Source organism: Chryseobacterium sp. RLHN22 (genome assembly GCF_051011795.1).
GTDB classification, from domain to species: domain Bacteria; phylum Bacteroidota; class Bacteroidia; order Flavobacteriales; family Weeksellaceae; genus Chryseobacterium; species Chryseobacterium zhengzhouense.
The window spans coordinates 116,461-132,713 of record NZ_JBPCHW010000012.1 but is presented as its reverse complement, the minus strand read 5'-3'; the positions used below and the strand labels follow the sequence as shown (position 1 = coordinate 132,713).

Here is a 16,253-nt window from a genome sequence, read left to right as displayed (position 1 = left end):
GCCCAAAAACCCCACAACCCCCCCCCCCCCCCCCCCCCCCCCCCCCCCCCCCCCCCCCCCCCCCCCGAAACGGTAAATAATTGCTTTACGCAATTATTTGGTGTGTGAAACGATAAAACGCACCATCTCGTCATTCAGCTGATCCATATAGGTTTTATTGGTTGTTCCGAAACCATGTGTACCATCTTCTACAGTAACTAACTGAACTTCAATATTCTGTTTTTTCATTTTCCTAACCAGTTTTTTTGAATGTTTTATAGGAGCAACTTTGTCTTTGTTTCCGTGTAAAATAAATGTGGGAACTGCTGTTGCAACATCATTGATGGGTGAAACAGTTGTAAGATAATCCACGGCTTTTCGCTTTTCGGTTTTGATATCATATCCTGAAATTCCGAAAACCAGCTTTTGCCTTATCTCAACAATAGGTTTGAAAAACAATCCCACAATTGCCACCGGAATTTTTCCCAATCGTGTGTGAAGAAGTTTATTGAGATCTGTCGGCCCAAAATTGCTGACAACATAGTTTACTTTCCCAGAATATGACTTCAGATCCGGACTTCCAGTATAATCTTCATCACTTGTATAGGCAGAAAGCATTGATAAATGAGCTCCGGAAGAAGCACCGAAGAAACCGATATTATCAATATCAAAATTATATTTTTCCGCATTTTTTCTCACCCATCTTACGGCATCTTTTGTATCCTGTATAGGTAACGGAAAATGTACGGTTTCGCTTACAAGTGTATAATCAATACTTATAACGGCATAGCCTTTATCTACAAGCTTTAAAATAAAACGTTCAATATAACTTCCTGATCTCACAACTTTATCACCTTTTGCCCAGGCCCCGCCATGAACATATATAACGACGGGAAGCTTTTCTGTTGAAGATTTTTGAGGTTTATATAAATCTAACTTAATTGGCTTTCCTTCATGATCGGTTTTATAGGTTATATTTTCAAAATAATTTGTTCTTTCAGGAAGAATGACGGTTTGTGGAGCTGAAGCTTCAGGAATGGGAGACTGAGAAAGAACTGAATTGGATGAGCTTATAATAAAAATAAAAAACAGGCTCAAAAAAAACCTGTAGATTGTATTGTTGTGAACTGCTTTCATAAATATTTTTTGTGAGACGTATGAAAACAACTCAAAAAGTTTACCAAAAAATAAATCTGAAAAATATTCATAAATTTAAATTGTACTTAATATTTATAAAATTAATTCATTAAAAAGCTTATCAAATGTTTTATCAAGATCTTTCGACTTTCCGGGATGAGGTCTGGAAGTTTGTATAACTGCACTTCTTACCGCAGTAAGCCATCGGAAACGTTCGGGAACTTCTAATGCAGCGATCGGTCCGCCATCTTTTTTCCCATCAGCTATTTTCTGAAAAGATTCAAGATTCTGAATGATATCTTCATAATCGAGTTTGCTGTGCATCAGTTTAAATTTATCAGGGCATAAATAGAACTGAACTCGGATAAATTTTTCTTTCTTAGAAAACATCACCAATCCGATGTTGAAAAATTCTTCTCTTTCAACCTTCGGTACCAAACGTATTACGGCGTATTCGTAAATTTTATCCTCTTGCATTTTTGGCTTCGTTTACAAAGATTTGAGAATTTTCTAATCGCATTTTCAGGAAATTAAAATACACGTCACGAATTTCATCCGGGCTTTCTTCAGCGTCGTTCCAATGCAACCAATCCTGTGGAATCAAGTTAACAATTTCTCTGAATAAATTTTCATTTAAAACCTCATGCGCAAACTTATCAGCTTCCTCCAGTTTTGTCGCCTGCTGAAGTAAAACATGATCTTTTACATATTTGAACGGGGTTTTTGCAGCCGTGTCAAAATTCTGCCACGAATGATGAAAATAGAAAGATGCACCGTTATCAATAACCCACAATTCTTTGTGCCACATCAAAAGATTGGTATTCTTAAAAGTACGGTCAATATTGGTAATAAAAGCATCCAGCCAGACAATTTTTGAAGCGAGAAGCGGATCGACCTTCACACTCGAATCAAACGCAATGGATTCAGATAAATAATGAAGCCCTAAATTTAAACCCTCAGAATTCTTCAACAAATCCTGAATCTCTTCATCGGCTTCTGTTCTTCCGAAATCTACGTCCAGGTTGACAAACACCAGCTCAGGAATTTTTAAACCCAAAGCTTCTGTAATTTTTCCACCCAGCAATTCCGAAATCAGCATTTTTACACCATGACCTGCGCCACGAAATTTCAAAACATATTTAAAATCGTCATCTGCTTCTGCCAATGCAGGAAGAGAACCTCCTTCCCGAAGTGGCAGAATGTATCGCATTACCGTTACTGTTCTTAGATCCAACATACCGCAAAAATAAGGTTTTCCTTTGTGTTTATTTCTATTTTTAATATTTTTAAGTGGAATTTAAATTAATCATTAAAAATATACAGTCTGTCCTCCTGAATGAAGCGGAGTGTAGTGAAGAATCTGTTAATAGATTTCTCCTTCGTCAAAATGACAGAAAACGTACTAAATAAAATAAATGTGCAAATCACAAAAAAACAAAATATTATCATCCCAAATCCGGAAACCAAAAAATTTCTTGCAGATGCATTTTATCCTGAAACCAATAAAAAATTACCATTAGTGATTTTTGTGCATGGCTATAAAGGCTATAAAGATTGGGGTGCTTGGAATTTAATGGCAGAAAAGTTTGCAGAAGCCGGATTTTTCTTTGTTAAGTTTAATTTTTCCCACAACGGAACTACTCTTGAAGACCCGGATAATTTTGCTGATTTGCAAGCTTTCGGAAATAATAATTATTCAAAAGAACTTTCGGATCTAAATGTTGTAATTGATTATTTTATTAAACATGAGAAAGTTGATGACCAAAGAATTGTGTTAGTCGGTCACAGCAGAGGTGGCGGAATTTCTATTATTAAAACTTGTGAAGATATCAGAATTAATGGTCTAATTACTTTAGCAAGTGTCGATAACCTGGAACGCTTCCCAAAAGATCAAGCTTTGGAAAATTGGAAAAATGAGGGCGTTTATTATGTGGAAAATGCAAGAACGAAACAGCAAATGCCTCATTATTATCAGTTTTTTGAAGATTTTAAAAATGATGAGCATCGTTTTGATGTAGAACGTTCGATGGAAATGGCGAAAGCTCATGTATTGATTATTCACGGCACAAATGATGAATCGGTGAGTGTGAAAAATGCAGAGCATCTTCATTTTTTAAATCCTAATTCTGAACTTTATTTAGTGGAAAATGCAAATCATACTTTTGGTGCAAAAGAACCTTGGGAAGAAAATTATTTGTCAAAGGATCTGAATAATGTTGTTCAAAAAGCTATTGAATTTATTCAGCATAAATTACAGTGATTGGATTATTAAAAATAATGAATTTTCTGTAGTTTGTTGTTGCTGGCTTTGTTTTTGAACAGAATATTTGGTTTTAATTTATTATTTTTCTATTTTTGATAGGAATGATAAAATTTTATAACATGAAGTACAAATTATTTTTTGCATTTTTGATGACTTCGTTTATTGCGAATGCCCAACTTACAGAAAGTTTTGATGGAAACGGAACAGCATTACCAACCGGATGGACAAATGAGTACGTTGACGGAACCACAAATTGGAAAATTGTTACAACCAATCAGAATAACACCGTGACACCGCTTTCGCCTACATATATGGCGGAGTTTAGAGTGACCGATTGGACAAGTAAAACCAAGTTTGTTACCCCGGTAATGGATTTGTCATCGGTAACAACACCTACTCTGAAATTTTCTTTTGCGAATAGAAGCTGGTCCGGAGATGTGGAAGAACTTAGAATTTTCTATAAAACATCTGCTTCAGGAGCATGGACTGCCGTTGGAAGCGAATATACAACCGAACATTCGAGCTGGACAGAAGTAACTTTACCTTTACCCAATAAATCTGCAACTTATTATGTTGCATTTGAAGGTAAATCAAATTATGCACGTGGTTTAAATTTGGATAATATTTCAGTGTACGATGCAAACAATCTTTCAACGAAAGAAGCTGCAAAAGCAGAGGTGAAAATTTATCCTAACCCTGTAAAAGACATTCTGAATATTCAGACAAGTGAAAAGATAAATAGCATTCAGGTATATTCTTTAACAGGAAAGCTTTTGAAAACATTTAATAATAACGACAGACAATTTAATCTGTCTGATCTTACTAAAGGTGTGTATTTATTAAGGGTAAAATATACCGGATATGATCAGTCATATAAAATAATCAAAGAATAAAAAAAGGAGTGAAATTTTTCACTCCTTTTTTATTGTATTTTAATTTATTTAACCAGTATTTTCCAGGCTTCATTAATCTTGCTTTCAATCAAGAGTTTCTGTGCTTCCAAATGAATATCTTCGTCATCATGACAATTCTCCGAAGGCAAGACTTCAACATTTGCCAACATCCCCAAATCATTTCCGGTAAAAACTTTGCTGAACTTTATAGAGTCAGGGAGCAGATCGAAACCAATTCCTTTGGTTACCAATGGTTTTGGCACTTCAAAAAGACTGTTTTCATTGTTTCTGGAATACCAATTGCTTCCTAACCTTGCAACCATATCTAATTTTGTCTGATCTAGGTTGCCTTCTTCATTCAGATATTCTTCAAGGATATGGATTTTCTGAACTTCACAAATCACCAGATTTCCGGCACCGCCCTGATCTCCTAAAGATTTTATTTCTAAAACTTTACACTCGAAATTTACCGGACATTCTGCAATTAATTTAGGCGTAACCAAATCAGCATCTTTCATGGTTAAGCCCGACTTGATGAATTCATTTACGCCGTCACCATATTCTGTTGAGGCCAAAGAAATCTGCTGTACAATCGGAAAGTTTACGGTTCCAATAACAACTTCAGAGGTTTCCAATACGTTTTCCAAAGTATGTTTCGTTGTATTGTCACGAACTCTTCTCGAAGGCGAAAAAATTAAAATCGGGGGAACCGTACTGAACATATTGAAAAAACTGAACGGCGATAAATTACTGTTTCCGTCTTTATCAACTGTTGACGCCAATGCAATCGGACGTGGCGAAACGGCGGTCTGCATGATTGTTTGTAGTTGAACGGGAGTTATTTCGGATGGGATTACTGTTTTCATTTTAAATAAATTAATTTGACACATAAGTCACATTAGTTATTTTAGGTTATTATTTTGAAAATATTCTCTGATTGTACGCAATATGCAGTAATTAAAAAACTGTTTTCTGTAATTATGATTATTTTTACCACAACGTACACTAAGGTTATCCACAAAGCTCACAACTCTGGTGTTCCTGGTGAAATCTTTAGTGCGCTTCGTGGTTAAAATCAATCATGACAAATAACGGATATTCATAAAATATTTTAATTAAATCTCATGTGACTAATGTGTCAAAATTTTTTTGATTGTAAACTACAAAGCAGGAATAATTTTACCACTCACTTCTCCGAAACCAACTCTCATACCATCTTTTTCAGCCCATGCTTTCATTGTTACGGTATCATTGTCGTCAATGAATTTTCTTTCCTGTCCGTTACTAAGCTGTAAAGGATTTTGTCCTCTCCAGGTTAACTCAAGCATAGATCCGAAAGATTTTGGATCGCTTCCTGAAATCGTTCCGCTTGCGTATAGATCCCCAACTTCAACATTACAACCATTTACGGTGTGATGCGCCAATTGCTGCGTCATATTCCAGTACATGTGTTTGTAATTGCTTTCGCAGATCAGGTTTTGTTCACCATTTTCCGGTTGAATATATACTTCAAGATTGATATCGTAATTTTTATCGCCTTCGAATTTTAAATAATCTAAAATCTCAGGATCTTGTGTAGGAGAAGTAGTTCTGAACGGTTCTAAAGCTTCCAGCGTTACAACCCATGGAGAAATTGATGAGCCGAAATTTTTAGCCAAAAACGGTCCAAGCGGAACATATTCCCAAGCCTGAATATCTCTTGCAGACCAGTCGTTGAAAACAACCATTCCGAAAATAGCATCTTCAGCGTCTTTTGTAGAAATACTTTCGCCCATCTCCGTATTTTTGTTGATGATGAATGCCATTTCCAATTCAAAATCCAGTTGTTTTGAAGGTCCGAAAATTGGTTTTTCAACATCTGCAGGTTTGGTCTGACCTTTAGGACGATTAATTTCCGTTCCTGAAACCACGATGGAGGAAGCTCTTCCGTGATATCCTACAGGTAGGTGTTTCCAGTTGGGAAGTAATGCGTTTGCAGGATCTCTGAACATTTTTCCAACATTGGTTGCATGTTCGATGCTGCTGTAAAAATCCGTGTAATTCGGGATGTGAACAGGCATCATCATTTTCACTTTATCCAAATCGTAGAATGCTTCCTCGATTGTTTTTTCGTCTTTAGACAATGTTGAACCTTCCTGTAATAATTCCTGAATTTTTAAACGAACAGCGTTCGTAACCGGCTTTCCAAGTTCGATGAATTCGTTGATGGTGTATGCTTCAAAAACGTTATCCTCAAGACCTTCGATTTCTTCGAAGTATCCGAGATCATACAATGCTGCAAGATCAATAACCTGATCTCCGATTCTTGTGCAGCATGCAATATATTCTTTATTGAAAACTGCTACTCCAAACGGAATATTATGGATAGAAAAATCTGAATTTGATGAATATTCTACAAATGATTTCATAAGTTTATTTTTAATTTGATTTTTACACGAATCTTAGAATAATCCACAAAATCTTAGTGTTTATTTGTGAAAATATTTGTGCGATTCGTGTTTAATTATTTTTTCGACGAAGTTTGGGCTTTAGAAAAAGATGCTTCATCAATCCAGCGGTCTTTACTGTTGACATCGATGAGATAAAGAATGTCGTCAAGTCTGGTCAGCAAAAATGTTTTCGTTACAGGAATGGGCACTTTTTTATTTTCAAGCATATCGGCTCTCAATGAGATCATGTTTTTTCTGCTTCTCACAATATCTCCGGAAAATACATTTGAAGTACTTTCTCCTGAAGCTTTATCGTCAAAAATTTCCACATAAGTCACTTTATTGCCTTTAATAACAATAAAATCCCTCTCGGTATGATCGGGAGAATCTTTTACAAGAACAAATTTCTTGTCGTCGATGTTTACATTACTCAAATTCTGATTAATGCCTTTTCTTTCTTCTAATTTGGTAAGAATGGCATTTAAAGTTCCGTATTGTGCATTCGCAAAAAATAGGGTTCCGATAAATAATAATGTGCTGAAAATTTTTGTCATAATCCTGTGTATATAAAAAGTTTTGTCAGGATTTTTTGTCCTGACAAAAACTTGTATGTAGTTAAATTAAAGATTTCCTCTTCTTTCCTGTTCTCTTTCTAAAGCTTCAAAAAGCGCCTTGAAATTACCTGCTCCGAAACTCTGAGCTCCGTGTCTTTCAATGATTTCGAAGAATAGAGTAGGACGGTCTTCAACCGGTTTTGTGAAGATTTGTAATAAATATCCTTCTTCGTCATGATCAATAAGGATCCCTAATTCCTGAAGTTTTTTAAGGTCTTCGTCGATGTGGCCTACTCTTTCAGGAACCATGTCGTAATAAGCTTCCGGTGGAGCAGAAAGGAATTCTACCCCTCTTTTTTTCAATTCAGTTACGGTGTGAATGATATCTTTTGTTGCAACTGCAATGTGCTGAACGCCTTCACCTTCGTAAAAATCAAGATATTCTTCAACCTGAGATTTCTTTTTACCTTCTGCAGGCTCGTTAATCGGGAACTTTGCATAACCATTTCCGTTTGACATTACTTTAGACATCAAAGCAGAATATTCTGTGTTGATTTGCTTGTCGTCAAAAGAAAGAATGTTCACAAATCCCATTACTTTTTCGTACCATTCTACAGTTGGAAGCATTCTGTCCCAGTCTACGTTTCCAACGCAGTGGTCAACATATAAAAGTCCGGCTTCTTCAGGATTATAATCGCTTACCCACTTTTCGTAACCAGGCATGAAAGGTCCTGTATAGTTTTTTCTTTCGATAAACATGTGAACAGTCTCTCCGTAAGTATAAATTCCTGACATTCTCACTTCACCGTGCTCATCTGTCAATGTTGTAGGCTCTAAATAAGGTTTTCCCCCTCTTTTAGTCGTTTCTTCGAAAGCTGCATAAGCATCATCAACCCAAAGTGCCAAAATTTTAACACCATCACCGTGTTTTTTTACATGCTCATTGATTGGAGAATCAGACTTTAAACCAGTTGTTAAAATCAATCTGATTTTTCCCTGCTGAAGAACGTATGATGCACGGTCTCTCACTCCGGTTTCAGGCCCTGCATACGCAACCGACTGAAAACCGAACGCTGTTTTATAATAATGAGCTGCCTGCTTTGCATTACCCACATAAAACTCGATATAATCTGTACCGTTAATCGGCAAAAAGTTCTCTGCCTGAGCAATTTTTTCGGCAAATGTTAATGTTGACATATTTTCTATTTTTTACTTTTATTTGAGTTGCAAATTACAAAATTCTCTCAAATCTTTAAAATCGAAAACAAACAGTTGTTAGTTAAAGTTTTAATAAAAAGAAAATTAAAAGAAATAAATTTTTATAACCGCAAAAGAGACAAAAGATTTATCTGATTTTAAGAAATTAAAAGACCGCAAAATTCTTGTTTTAAATGGTGATTTACATTTTGTAGACTTTTGATTTACTCTATTTTCAATTTATTCTTTTGAAACTTTTGCGGTTAAAAAGAGAAGCCACACAAATGTATGGATTCAAATATTTTTGTTGATTAATGCTTAAATCTCTCATAAGCCGCTCTCTCCAGCATCTCTCTGTCATCAGGATGTGCAATACTGATGAGTTCCTGCGCTCTCTGGCGAAGATTTTTTCCATATAAATACACACTTCCGTATTCTGTAACGACCCAATGAATGTGACCTCTCGTCGTAACAACTCCGGCTCCCTGTTTTAGGAAAGGCACAATTCTCGAAACTCCTTTTTTTGTTCTTGAGGTAATGGCAATAATCGGTTTTCCGTCATCGCTTAAAGCTGCTCCTCTCATGAAATCCATCTGGCCGCCGATTCCGCTGTACTGTGTGGTTCCGATAGAATCGGCACAAACCTGCCCTGTCAAATCAATTTCAATCGCAGAATTGATCGCTACCATTTTATGATTACGCATAATATTAATCGGGAAATTCACGGTACTAACATCATCAAATGAAAATACCGTGTTATCATCCACATAATCGTACAGTTTTCTCGTCCCGAAGCAGAAACTGGTAATGGTCTTATTATCGTTGTAACCTTTGTATTTATTATTGATAACGTCGTTTTGAATTAAATCAATCACACCGTCGCTCAACATTTCGGTGTGAACGCCAAGATCTTTGTGATTTCCTAAACATTTTAAAACCGCATCAGGAATAGTCCCGATTCCCATCTGTAAAGTAGATTTATCATCAATTAATTCTGCAACATTTTTTCCGACCAGCATTTCTTCAGAACCTACTTTTGCGCCGTAATCAACCGTCGGAAGTTCTTCTTCGTGCCAAACCAGTTTGTGTATTCTGCTGATGTGAATCATTCCGTCGCCATGCGTTCTTGGCATTAAAGGATTAACAATCGCAACAATCGTTTGAGCAGTGTCTACCGCAGCTCTTGCAACATCCACGGAAGTACCCAATGTACAGAAACCGTGTTTGTCGGGTGGAGAAACAGTAATAAATGCAACATCAAGCGGTAAAATATTTTTTCTGAAAAGAATCGGGATTTCGCTTAGAAAAACAGGAACAAAATCGCCTCTCTCTGAATTCACTGCATCTCGTACGGGAGACGAAACGAATAGGGAATTCACGAAAAATTTATCTTTGTATTCTGGTTTGGCAATTTCCACATTTCCCTGTTGGGTAATGGAAACCATTTCCACCTTATCCAATCGGTGCGACTGTCTCGCCAATTCATCAATTAAATAATTCGGAGTACATGCACTCCCATGAAAAAACACACGATTTCCGCTTTTTACAGTATATACAGCTTCTTCGGCACTTATATAATTGTACATATTGAAAGTTTTATAATTTTCTCTGTCTTAAAGATAAGTTATATTGTTTTTAATACGCCCAATTATCCGAAGATATTTGTCATATTTTTATTGAAAATTGTGTTTTTTTGGTGAATAGCAAAAGACGTAAATATATTAAATAAAGCATGTTGAAGACGCAAGGATTCTATCTGTGATAAAATTTAATACTGGAAAAACTTTGCTGAAAATCTATGATTTTCTTGTGTCTTAAAAGCAATATGATAAAAAAAACTTTGCGCCTTAGCGATTGACCAACAAAAAAGACCGAATGTGTTACATTCAGTCTTTCTTATTATTTTTAAATCAAATATTACTCTTGCGAACGGTCTTCCAAACTAGGATCTTCACTTTCCAGCCAGGAAGTTTTGTACGAAGGATCTTCTACTTTTAAAGCTTCTTCCGTCAATTTTAAAGGTCTGAAAGGATCAACCATCACCGCATATTCTTCCGTGAATTTTTTTCCGATACTTCTTTCCATCGCTCCAGGATGAGGTCCGTGTACAATTCCTCCCGGGTGAAGCGTAAAGTCCATTAAATCAATATGGTTACGACTCATAAAGTCACCTTCTGTATAGAATAAAACCTCATCAGAATCGATATTGGAGTGATTATAAGGTGCAGGAATTGCCTGTGGATGATAATCATACATTCTTGCACAGAACGAACAAACCACAAAATTATGCGCTTCAAAAGTCTGGTGAACCGGCGGTGGTTGGTGAATTCTCCCTGTAATCGGTTCGAAGTTTTTGATATTGAATTTATAAGGATAAAAATATCCGTCCCAACCTACTACATCAAATGGATGCGTTGCATAGATGAAATCTGTGATCTGATTTTCTTTTTTTACTTTAATTAGAAATTCCCCTTTTTCATCTTTAGGTTCAACAAAAGTAGGAGTAATGATATCTCTTTCGCAGAAAGGAGAATGTTCCAGCAATTGTCCAAATTCGTTTCTGTATCTTTTTGGTGTGTAAATTGGAGAATGACTTTCTACCACAAAGAAAACCGTATCATCAGAATGCAATTCTACCTGATAAATGGTTCCTCTTGGGATAATTAAATAATCACCCACAGAAAATTCAAGGTTTCCAACAAAAGTTTTTAAAATTCCGCTTCCACTGTGAGCATATAAAAGCTCGTCACATTCTGCATTTTTGTAGAAATAATCCATCGATTTTCTTGGCTTCGACAATCCCATTTTCAGGTCATTGTTTACCATCAAAAACTTACGGCTGTCCATAAAATCATCTTCGGGAGTTATATTCATTCCTTTAAACATTCTTGGAGTTACGTTTTTCTCGACCGCGATTTTCGGTGCTACATCTTTCGGCTCGCCAATCGATTTGATCTGAGTCGGACGATGAATGTGGTACAATAATGAAGAAATTCCATGAAAACCTTCGGTTCCGAAAAGCTGTTCATAGTAAAACTTATCTTCAGGAGATTTGAAAATCGTATGCCTTTTTTGTGGGATATTTCCCGACTGATGATATCTCATTTTACTTTTATATGTTGACTCTCAAATTTAATATTTTTTAATGAATTGGTTAAAAACATTTTTTGGTGCTTTTTTTTACCACAAAAGTCACAAAAGTTTTATGCTTGAAATATTTTTATGTGTTCTGCACTAAAGTTCAAAAAAGTTAAGATTTATTTTCCTTTTTTGAACTTTAATTTTCAGAGGGATGAACCTTTAAGCAAAAATCTTTTGTGACTTTTGTGGTTAAATTTTCTCAGTAGTAAAAATTAGTTTTGTGTTTCTAAAATTAATTGTTAGTTTTGTCTAACAATTTTAATTTCATGCAACGAATATTATTTTCTGCTCTCTTTTTATCATCATTCTGTTTTGCTCAGGAAACAGACAGTTTAAAATTAAACCAATCTAAAAAATTAGATTCAATTGAAATTTTAAACAAAGAAGAGGTTAAAACCAAACTGATTGATGATGTTGTGATTACAGGAACCATAAAACCAATCAGTAAATCGAAAAGTCCTGTTGCGGTGGAAATTTACAGCCAGAAGTTTTTCCAGAAAAACCCCACTCCAAGTATTTTTGAAGCCATTTCTATGGTAAACGGAGTAAAGCCTCAGCTGAACTGTTCGGTTTGTAATACGGGAGATATTCACATCAATGGTTTGGAAGGTCCTTACACAATGATTCTGATTGACGGAATGCCGATTGTAAGTTCTCTTTCAACCGTTTACGGACTGAGTGGCATTCCAAATAGTCTGGTCGATAGAATTGAAGTCGTAAAAGGTCCGGCTTCATCCATTTACGGTTCTGAAGCGATGGGAGGAGTTATTAATATCATTACTAAAAATGCTTTGACCGCTCCGAAATTAAGTGTTGATCTGATGACCACCACCTGGAGTGAAAATAACCTTGATTTTTCCACAAAATTTAATCTGGGTAAAAATGCCGCTTCCTTATTAAGTTTGAATTATTTCAATTACGAAAAAAGATTTGATTATAATAAAGACAACTTTACGGATGCTGCTTTGCAGAACAGGATTTCCGTCTTTAATAAATGGAATTTTCAACGAAACGAAAACAGATTGGCAAGTTTTGCATTAAGATATTTATGCGAAGACCGTTTTGGCGGAGAAATGCAATGGAACAAATCGTATCGTGGGAGTGATGAAATTTATGGTGAGAGCATTTACACCAATAGAGTAGAGGCTTTTGGGGTGTATCAATGGCCTTTGAAAGAGAATGTTGTGACACAGTTTTCTTATAATTTTCATGACCAGAATTCTTTCTACGGAACAAATCCTTTTACGGCAACGCAGAAAGTGGCTTTTGCACAAACGTATTGGGATAAAAAATTGGGAAGTCATGATTTGATTATGGGAGCGACTTTTAAGCGAACTTTTTATGATGACAATACACCCGGAACTTTGTCTTCAGACGGGTTCATAAATGAACCGATGAAATCACCGATTTTCGGAGCGTTTATTCAGGATCAGTGGGAAATTAACGAGAAAAATACTTTGTTGCTAGGTTACAGATTTGATTATGATAAAATCCATCATGCTGTGCATTCACCACGTTTTGCGTGGAAGTTTTCGCCAAATCCTTATCATACATTACGCTTCAATTTTGGAACGGGTTTCCGTGTGGTGAATTTATTTACAGAAGATCATGCTGCGTTGACGGGTTCTCGTGATGTGGTGATTCAATCCAATTTAAAACCTGAAAAATCAATCAACGGAAATTTAAATTATGTCTGGAAAATTCCTGTTGGAGATAAGTTGATTAATTTGGATGCTTCAGCTTTTTACACTTATTTCAGTAATAAAATTGTCGGTGATTTTGATACCGATCCTGAAAAGATCATTTACGATAATCTCCACGGTTATGGAATTTCCAGAGGAGCTTCTCTGAATGTAGATTATAACTTTAGTTTTCCATTGAGTATCAATTTAGGAGTGACATACCTGGATGTTTATCAGAAGTTTGACGGTGAAAGTGAGAAATCACAGCAGCTTCATGCCCCGAAATGGAGCGGAACTTACAATCTGACGTATAAATTTCCAAGTAATTTAACAATAGATTTTACCGGACAATTTTACGGACCGATGAGGTTACCAGTTTTACCAAATGATTACCGCTCTGAATATTCTCCGTTTTATTCTTTGGCAAATGTTCAGGTTTCGAAGAGTTTCAAATCGGGATTTGAGGTGTATTGCGGAATCAAAAATCTGTTCAATTTCACACCAAAAGATCCTTTGATGCGACCGTTTGATCCGTTTGATAAAAATGTAGATGACCCGATCAATAATCCGGACCATTATACTTTTGATACGACTTACGGATATGCGCCGATGCAGAAAATAAGAGGTTTTTTGGGTGTGAAGTATACTTTGAAATAATGATTTTACCGGAAAAGAAACAAAAGAAATGATTGGAAAAAAGATTTTAAAAAGTTTACAAAACTTAAATTTCAAACTTTGTTTGCTTTTAATTATCTAAAAAGCTTTCAAAAAAGATTTTAAAAAGTTTACAAAACTTAAATTTCAAACTTTGTTTGCTTTTAATTATCTAAAAAGCTTTCAAAAATCTTTTGTCTCTTTTGTGGTTGGAAAGATATACAGAATGAAAATTTTAACGATATTTTTATTTTTAATGTTGGTGCCGTGTTTTTGTCTTTCGCAGATAAGGACAGGCACTTTTTCGGACTTGGAAATTCGGCAAAAAGAAAATCCGAAGCCTGTTATTATTCATATTTATACGAGTTGGTGTTCGGTTTGCAAGATTGAGTCCTTTGAATTAAATAAAGATAAAGAATTAGCTCAGTTGATCAATAATAATTTCTACTTCATCAATTTTGAAGCGGAAAAAACAAAAGAGAAAATCCGTTTTCAGGGAAAAGAATTTGAGTACTTACCGAATGGGAATTCCGGAATTCATGAGTTGGTTCTGGCGTTGTCTAAAAATAAAAAACAGCCTGTTTATCCGTTGTGGATTGTTTTGGATAAAAATATGAATTTGATTGAATATCATGAAGGAAAATTTAACCCATATCAATTAAAAATTAATTTAAAAGAAATATGCAGTAGTCAGAACTAACCGACTGCTGCATAATAACCTACCAAAAAATAATATTATACTATGAAAAGCGAGGCGATTGCCTGTGCATCTGTTCCGGTAAGAATTTCGTCAAACGATGCAGACCCTGCTGCATTGCCAAATGCTGTTGCGGTATTGAATCCGGCCTGTACCGTAAGATCTTCTCCTGCATAAACAGGATTTGTTGCAGAAGGCATATTTCCTCCGTTGGCAAGCTCTATCCATCCTTTATTAGCTCTCATTCTTCTTACCATTGAGGCGTGTCTTGCTTCAACCGAATGTATTTGTAATGCGGCCTGCAAAACTGTTTTGTTACTCATTACATTTCCGGCCTGGCCTTTATAGGCTCTCACTCCGGTATCTTCAAAAGCCTGTGCTAATGTCAGAAACTGGCTGTAATTTGTAAACGGTGTGAAGCTTCCACCTGCCGTAAAATCGAAAGTGGGTTTTGCTCCCGGAGTTACTCCTAATGAAGTGAGTGTAGATTTCAGAAAATTAACATGTGCATTTTCATGTTTTGAAATCTGCATGAAAACAGTTTTGTCTGCTGAGGGTATTAATGATAAAGTATTTAATCCGATTTTATAATATTCATCTTCAAGATATTCAAGAACCAAGGCAAGCTGTAAGGCATCCGTCAGAGCATCTTTTTTGAAATACGTGTTATCTACAGTGTTTTCATTTTTTGTTTCTGCGGCAAGCATTGTACCCATTCCTAAAGGGATTGCTGTGATCGCGGCTTTTTTTCCGATTGATGATAGTTGACTCAGATTTTCGTTTCGGGAAAATGTTTTGCTGAAAAGAGCGTCATCAGATAATTTATCTAATATTTTTAGAATATTCATAAGTTTAGATTTTGCGGTTAGTAAAATTGGAAGAGTTCAGTTTATGCATTATCCGATTCCTCTTTCTTTCCAGGTGAAAGGTGTTTTGATAAAACTTCCGGCAACGGCAACAATGTCTTTTGGTTCTTTAGCAACATCTAATCCGTTGGTATCGATAACATCATCTCCGGAAAAAGCAGCAGTTCCGGGATTGATTAAGTCTCTGATTGCGCTTGCGTGTCTTGCTTCCACCGAAACTATTTTTCCTGCGATCACTAAATAAGTGGGGTTTGTAATATATTTTCCCGCACCATTGTATGCTGCAACACCTGTATCTTCCAGAGCTTTGGCTGTTGCGAGAACTGATGTTCTGTCGTTGAAGTTTACATTTGGATATTGGAATTCAAGGGTTGGTAAAACCTGCGGAGTTGCCCCGCTCAAAGCTGCTTTAAAAAAATCCCGATGTATCACTTCGTGATGGTATAAATCAGTAAGAATTTCTTTTTCTGCAGTAGATGCTCCTGAATAAAAATTGTTGACAACTTTTGTGTAGAAGTCGGCTTCTAGCTGTTCTAAAGCGTAAGCATAGTTTAAAATACCTATGTCACCTGAACCTAAATCAAAGATGTTATTCCCCTGATTATAATCGAAATTATCATCGTCACAACCTACAAGTGCCAAGCCGGCAATCATTACGCCGATTCCGCTCAGCTTTAAAAAATTTCTTCTTCCGGTATCTATTGACGTGTTTCCGGAAACAGTAATTGGTTTTTTCATAATGTATAATATTTAGAGTTTAG

Annotated in this window: 15 protein-coding genes; 4 read left to right on the top strand and 11 right to left on the bottom strand. The window is 35.8% G+C overall.

What is annotated here, in order from left to right; all coding sequences use genetic code 11:
- Positions 1-93: 93 nt before the first annotated feature.
- The 3 genes from ACR1PN_RS13380 to ACR1PN_RS13370 form a co-directional block, all read right to left on the bottom strand.
- The gene (locus ACR1PN_RS13380; RefSeq protein ID WP_433980439.1) at positions 94-1,116 is read right to left on the bottom strand and encodes an alpha/beta hydrolase fold domain-containing protein; all 1,023 of its coding nucleotides are present in this window, start codon (positions 1,114-1,116) and stop codon (positions 94-96) included.
- Between the two features lie 93 nt (positions 1,117-1,209).
- Positions 1,210-1,593 (bottom strand): DUF3037 domain-containing protein, encoded by a 384-nt coding sequence (locus ACR1PN_RS13375; protein ID WP_433980438.1) that lies wholly within the window; start codon positions 1,591-1,593, stop codon positions 1,210-1,212.
- Entirely contained in the window at positions 1,580-2,353 is a 774-nt protein-coding gene (locus ACR1PN_RS13370; protein ID WP_433980437.1) for a HipA family kinase, read from the bottom strand. Before ACR1PN_RS13370 ends, ACR1PN_RS13375 begins: the two co-directional genes overlap by 14 nt.
- Positions 2,354-2,533: 180 nt before the next feature.
- Between ACR1PN_RS13370 and ACR1PN_RS13365 the strand changes: the two genes are divergently transcribed.
- Positions 2,534-3,376 (top strand): alpha/beta hydrolase family protein, encoded by an 843-nt coding sequence (locus ACR1PN_RS13365; RefSeq protein ID WP_433980436.1) that lies wholly within the window; start codon positions 2,534-2,536, stop codon positions 3,374-3,376.
- Positions 3,377-3,498: 122 nt separating this feature from the next.
- Positions 3,499-4,272, top strand: a complete 774-nt coding sequence (locus ACR1PN_RS13360) for a T9SS type A sorting domain-containing protein (RefSeq protein WP_433980435.1) — start codon at positions 3,499-3,501, stop codon at positions 4,270-4,272.
- A 44-nt stretch (positions 4,273-4,316) separates the two neighbouring features.
- On the opposite strand, the gene ACR1PN_RS13355 is transcribed toward ACR1PN_RS13360, so the two are convergent.
- The 6 genes from ACR1PN_RS13355 to ACR1PN_RS13330 all read right to left on the bottom strand — a co-directional run bounded on the left by ACR1PN_RS13355 (position 4,317) and on the right by ACR1PN_RS13330 (position 11,557).
- The gene (locus tag ACR1PN_RS13355) at positions 4,317-5,138 is read right to left on the bottom strand and encodes a flavin reductase family protein (protein ID WP_433980434.1); all 822 of its coding nucleotides are present in this window, start codon (positions 5,136-5,138) and stop codon (positions 4,317-4,319) included.
- 294 nt (positions 5,139-5,432) lie between these two features.
- The gene (fahA, locus tag ACR1PN_RS13350; RefSeq protein WP_433980433.1) at positions 5,433-6,680 is read right to left on the bottom strand and encodes a fumarylacetoacetase; all 1,248 of its coding nucleotides are present in this window, start codon (positions 6,678-6,680) and stop codon (positions 5,433-5,435) included.
- 95 nt (positions 6,681-6,775) lie between these two features.
- Complete coding sequence (locus ACR1PN_RS13345; RefSeq protein ID WP_433980432.1) at positions 6,776-7,255, bottom strand: hypothetical protein; 480 nt, start codon at positions 7,253-7,255, stop codon at positions 6,776-6,778.
- A 66-nt stretch (positions 7,256-7,321) separates the two neighbouring features.
- Positions 7,322-8,452 (bottom strand): 4-hydroxyphenylpyruvate dioxygenase, encoded by a 1,131-nt coding sequence (gene hppD, locus ACR1PN_RS13340; protein WP_072952638.1) that lies wholly within the window; start codon positions 8,450-8,452, stop codon positions 7,322-7,324.
- A gap of 311 nt (positions 8,453-8,763) precedes the next feature.
- On the bottom strand, positions 8,764-10,038 hold the full coding sequence (locus ACR1PN_RS13335; protein WP_433980431.1) for an acetyl-CoA hydrolase/transferase family protein: 1,275 nt from the start codon (positions 10,036-10,038) through the stop codon (positions 8,764-8,766).
- Positions 10,039-10,369: 331 nt separating this feature from the next.
- A complete protein-coding gene (locus ACR1PN_RS13330) occupies positions 10,370-11,557 on the bottom strand; it encodes a homogentisate 1,2-dioxygenase (protein WP_433980430.1) in 1,188 nt (395 codons plus the stop codon).
- 302 nt (positions 11,558-11,859) lie between these two features.
- On the opposite strand from ACR1PN_RS13330, the gene ACR1PN_RS13325 reads away from it, so the two are divergent.
- Together ACR1PN_RS13325 and ACR1PN_RS13320 are read left to right on the top strand one after the other, a co-directional pair.
- Complete coding sequence (locus ACR1PN_RS13325; protein WP_433980429.1) at positions 11,860-13,932, top strand: TonB-dependent receptor plug domain-containing protein; 2,073 nt, start codon at positions 11,860-11,862, stop codon at positions 13,930-13,932.
- A 223-nt stretch (positions 13,933-14,155) separates the two neighbouring features.
- A complete protein-coding gene (locus ACR1PN_RS13320) occupies positions 14,156-14,629 on the top strand; it encodes a thioredoxin family protein (RefSeq protein ID WP_433980428.1) in 474 nt (157 codons plus the stop codon).
- A gap of 35 nt (positions 14,630-14,664) precedes the next feature.
- Here ACR1PN_RS13320 and ACR1PN_RS13315 read toward each other — a convergent pair whose 3' ends face one another.
- Both ACR1PN_RS13315 and ACR1PN_RS13310 read right to left on the bottom strand, forming a co-directional pair.
- Positions 14,665-15,474, bottom strand: a complete 810-nt coding sequence (locus tag ACR1PN_RS13315) for a ferritin-like domain-containing protein (RefSeq protein WP_433980427.1) — start codon at positions 15,472-15,474, stop codon at positions 14,665-14,667.
- Positions 15,475-15,522: 48 nt separating this feature from the next.
- On the bottom strand, positions 15,523-16,230 hold the full coding sequence (locus ACR1PN_RS13310) for a ferritin-like domain-containing protein (protein ID WP_433980426.1): 708 nt from the start codon (positions 16,228-16,230) through the stop codon (positions 15,523-15,525).
- Between the last annotated feature and the right edge of the window lie 23 nt (positions 16,231-16,253).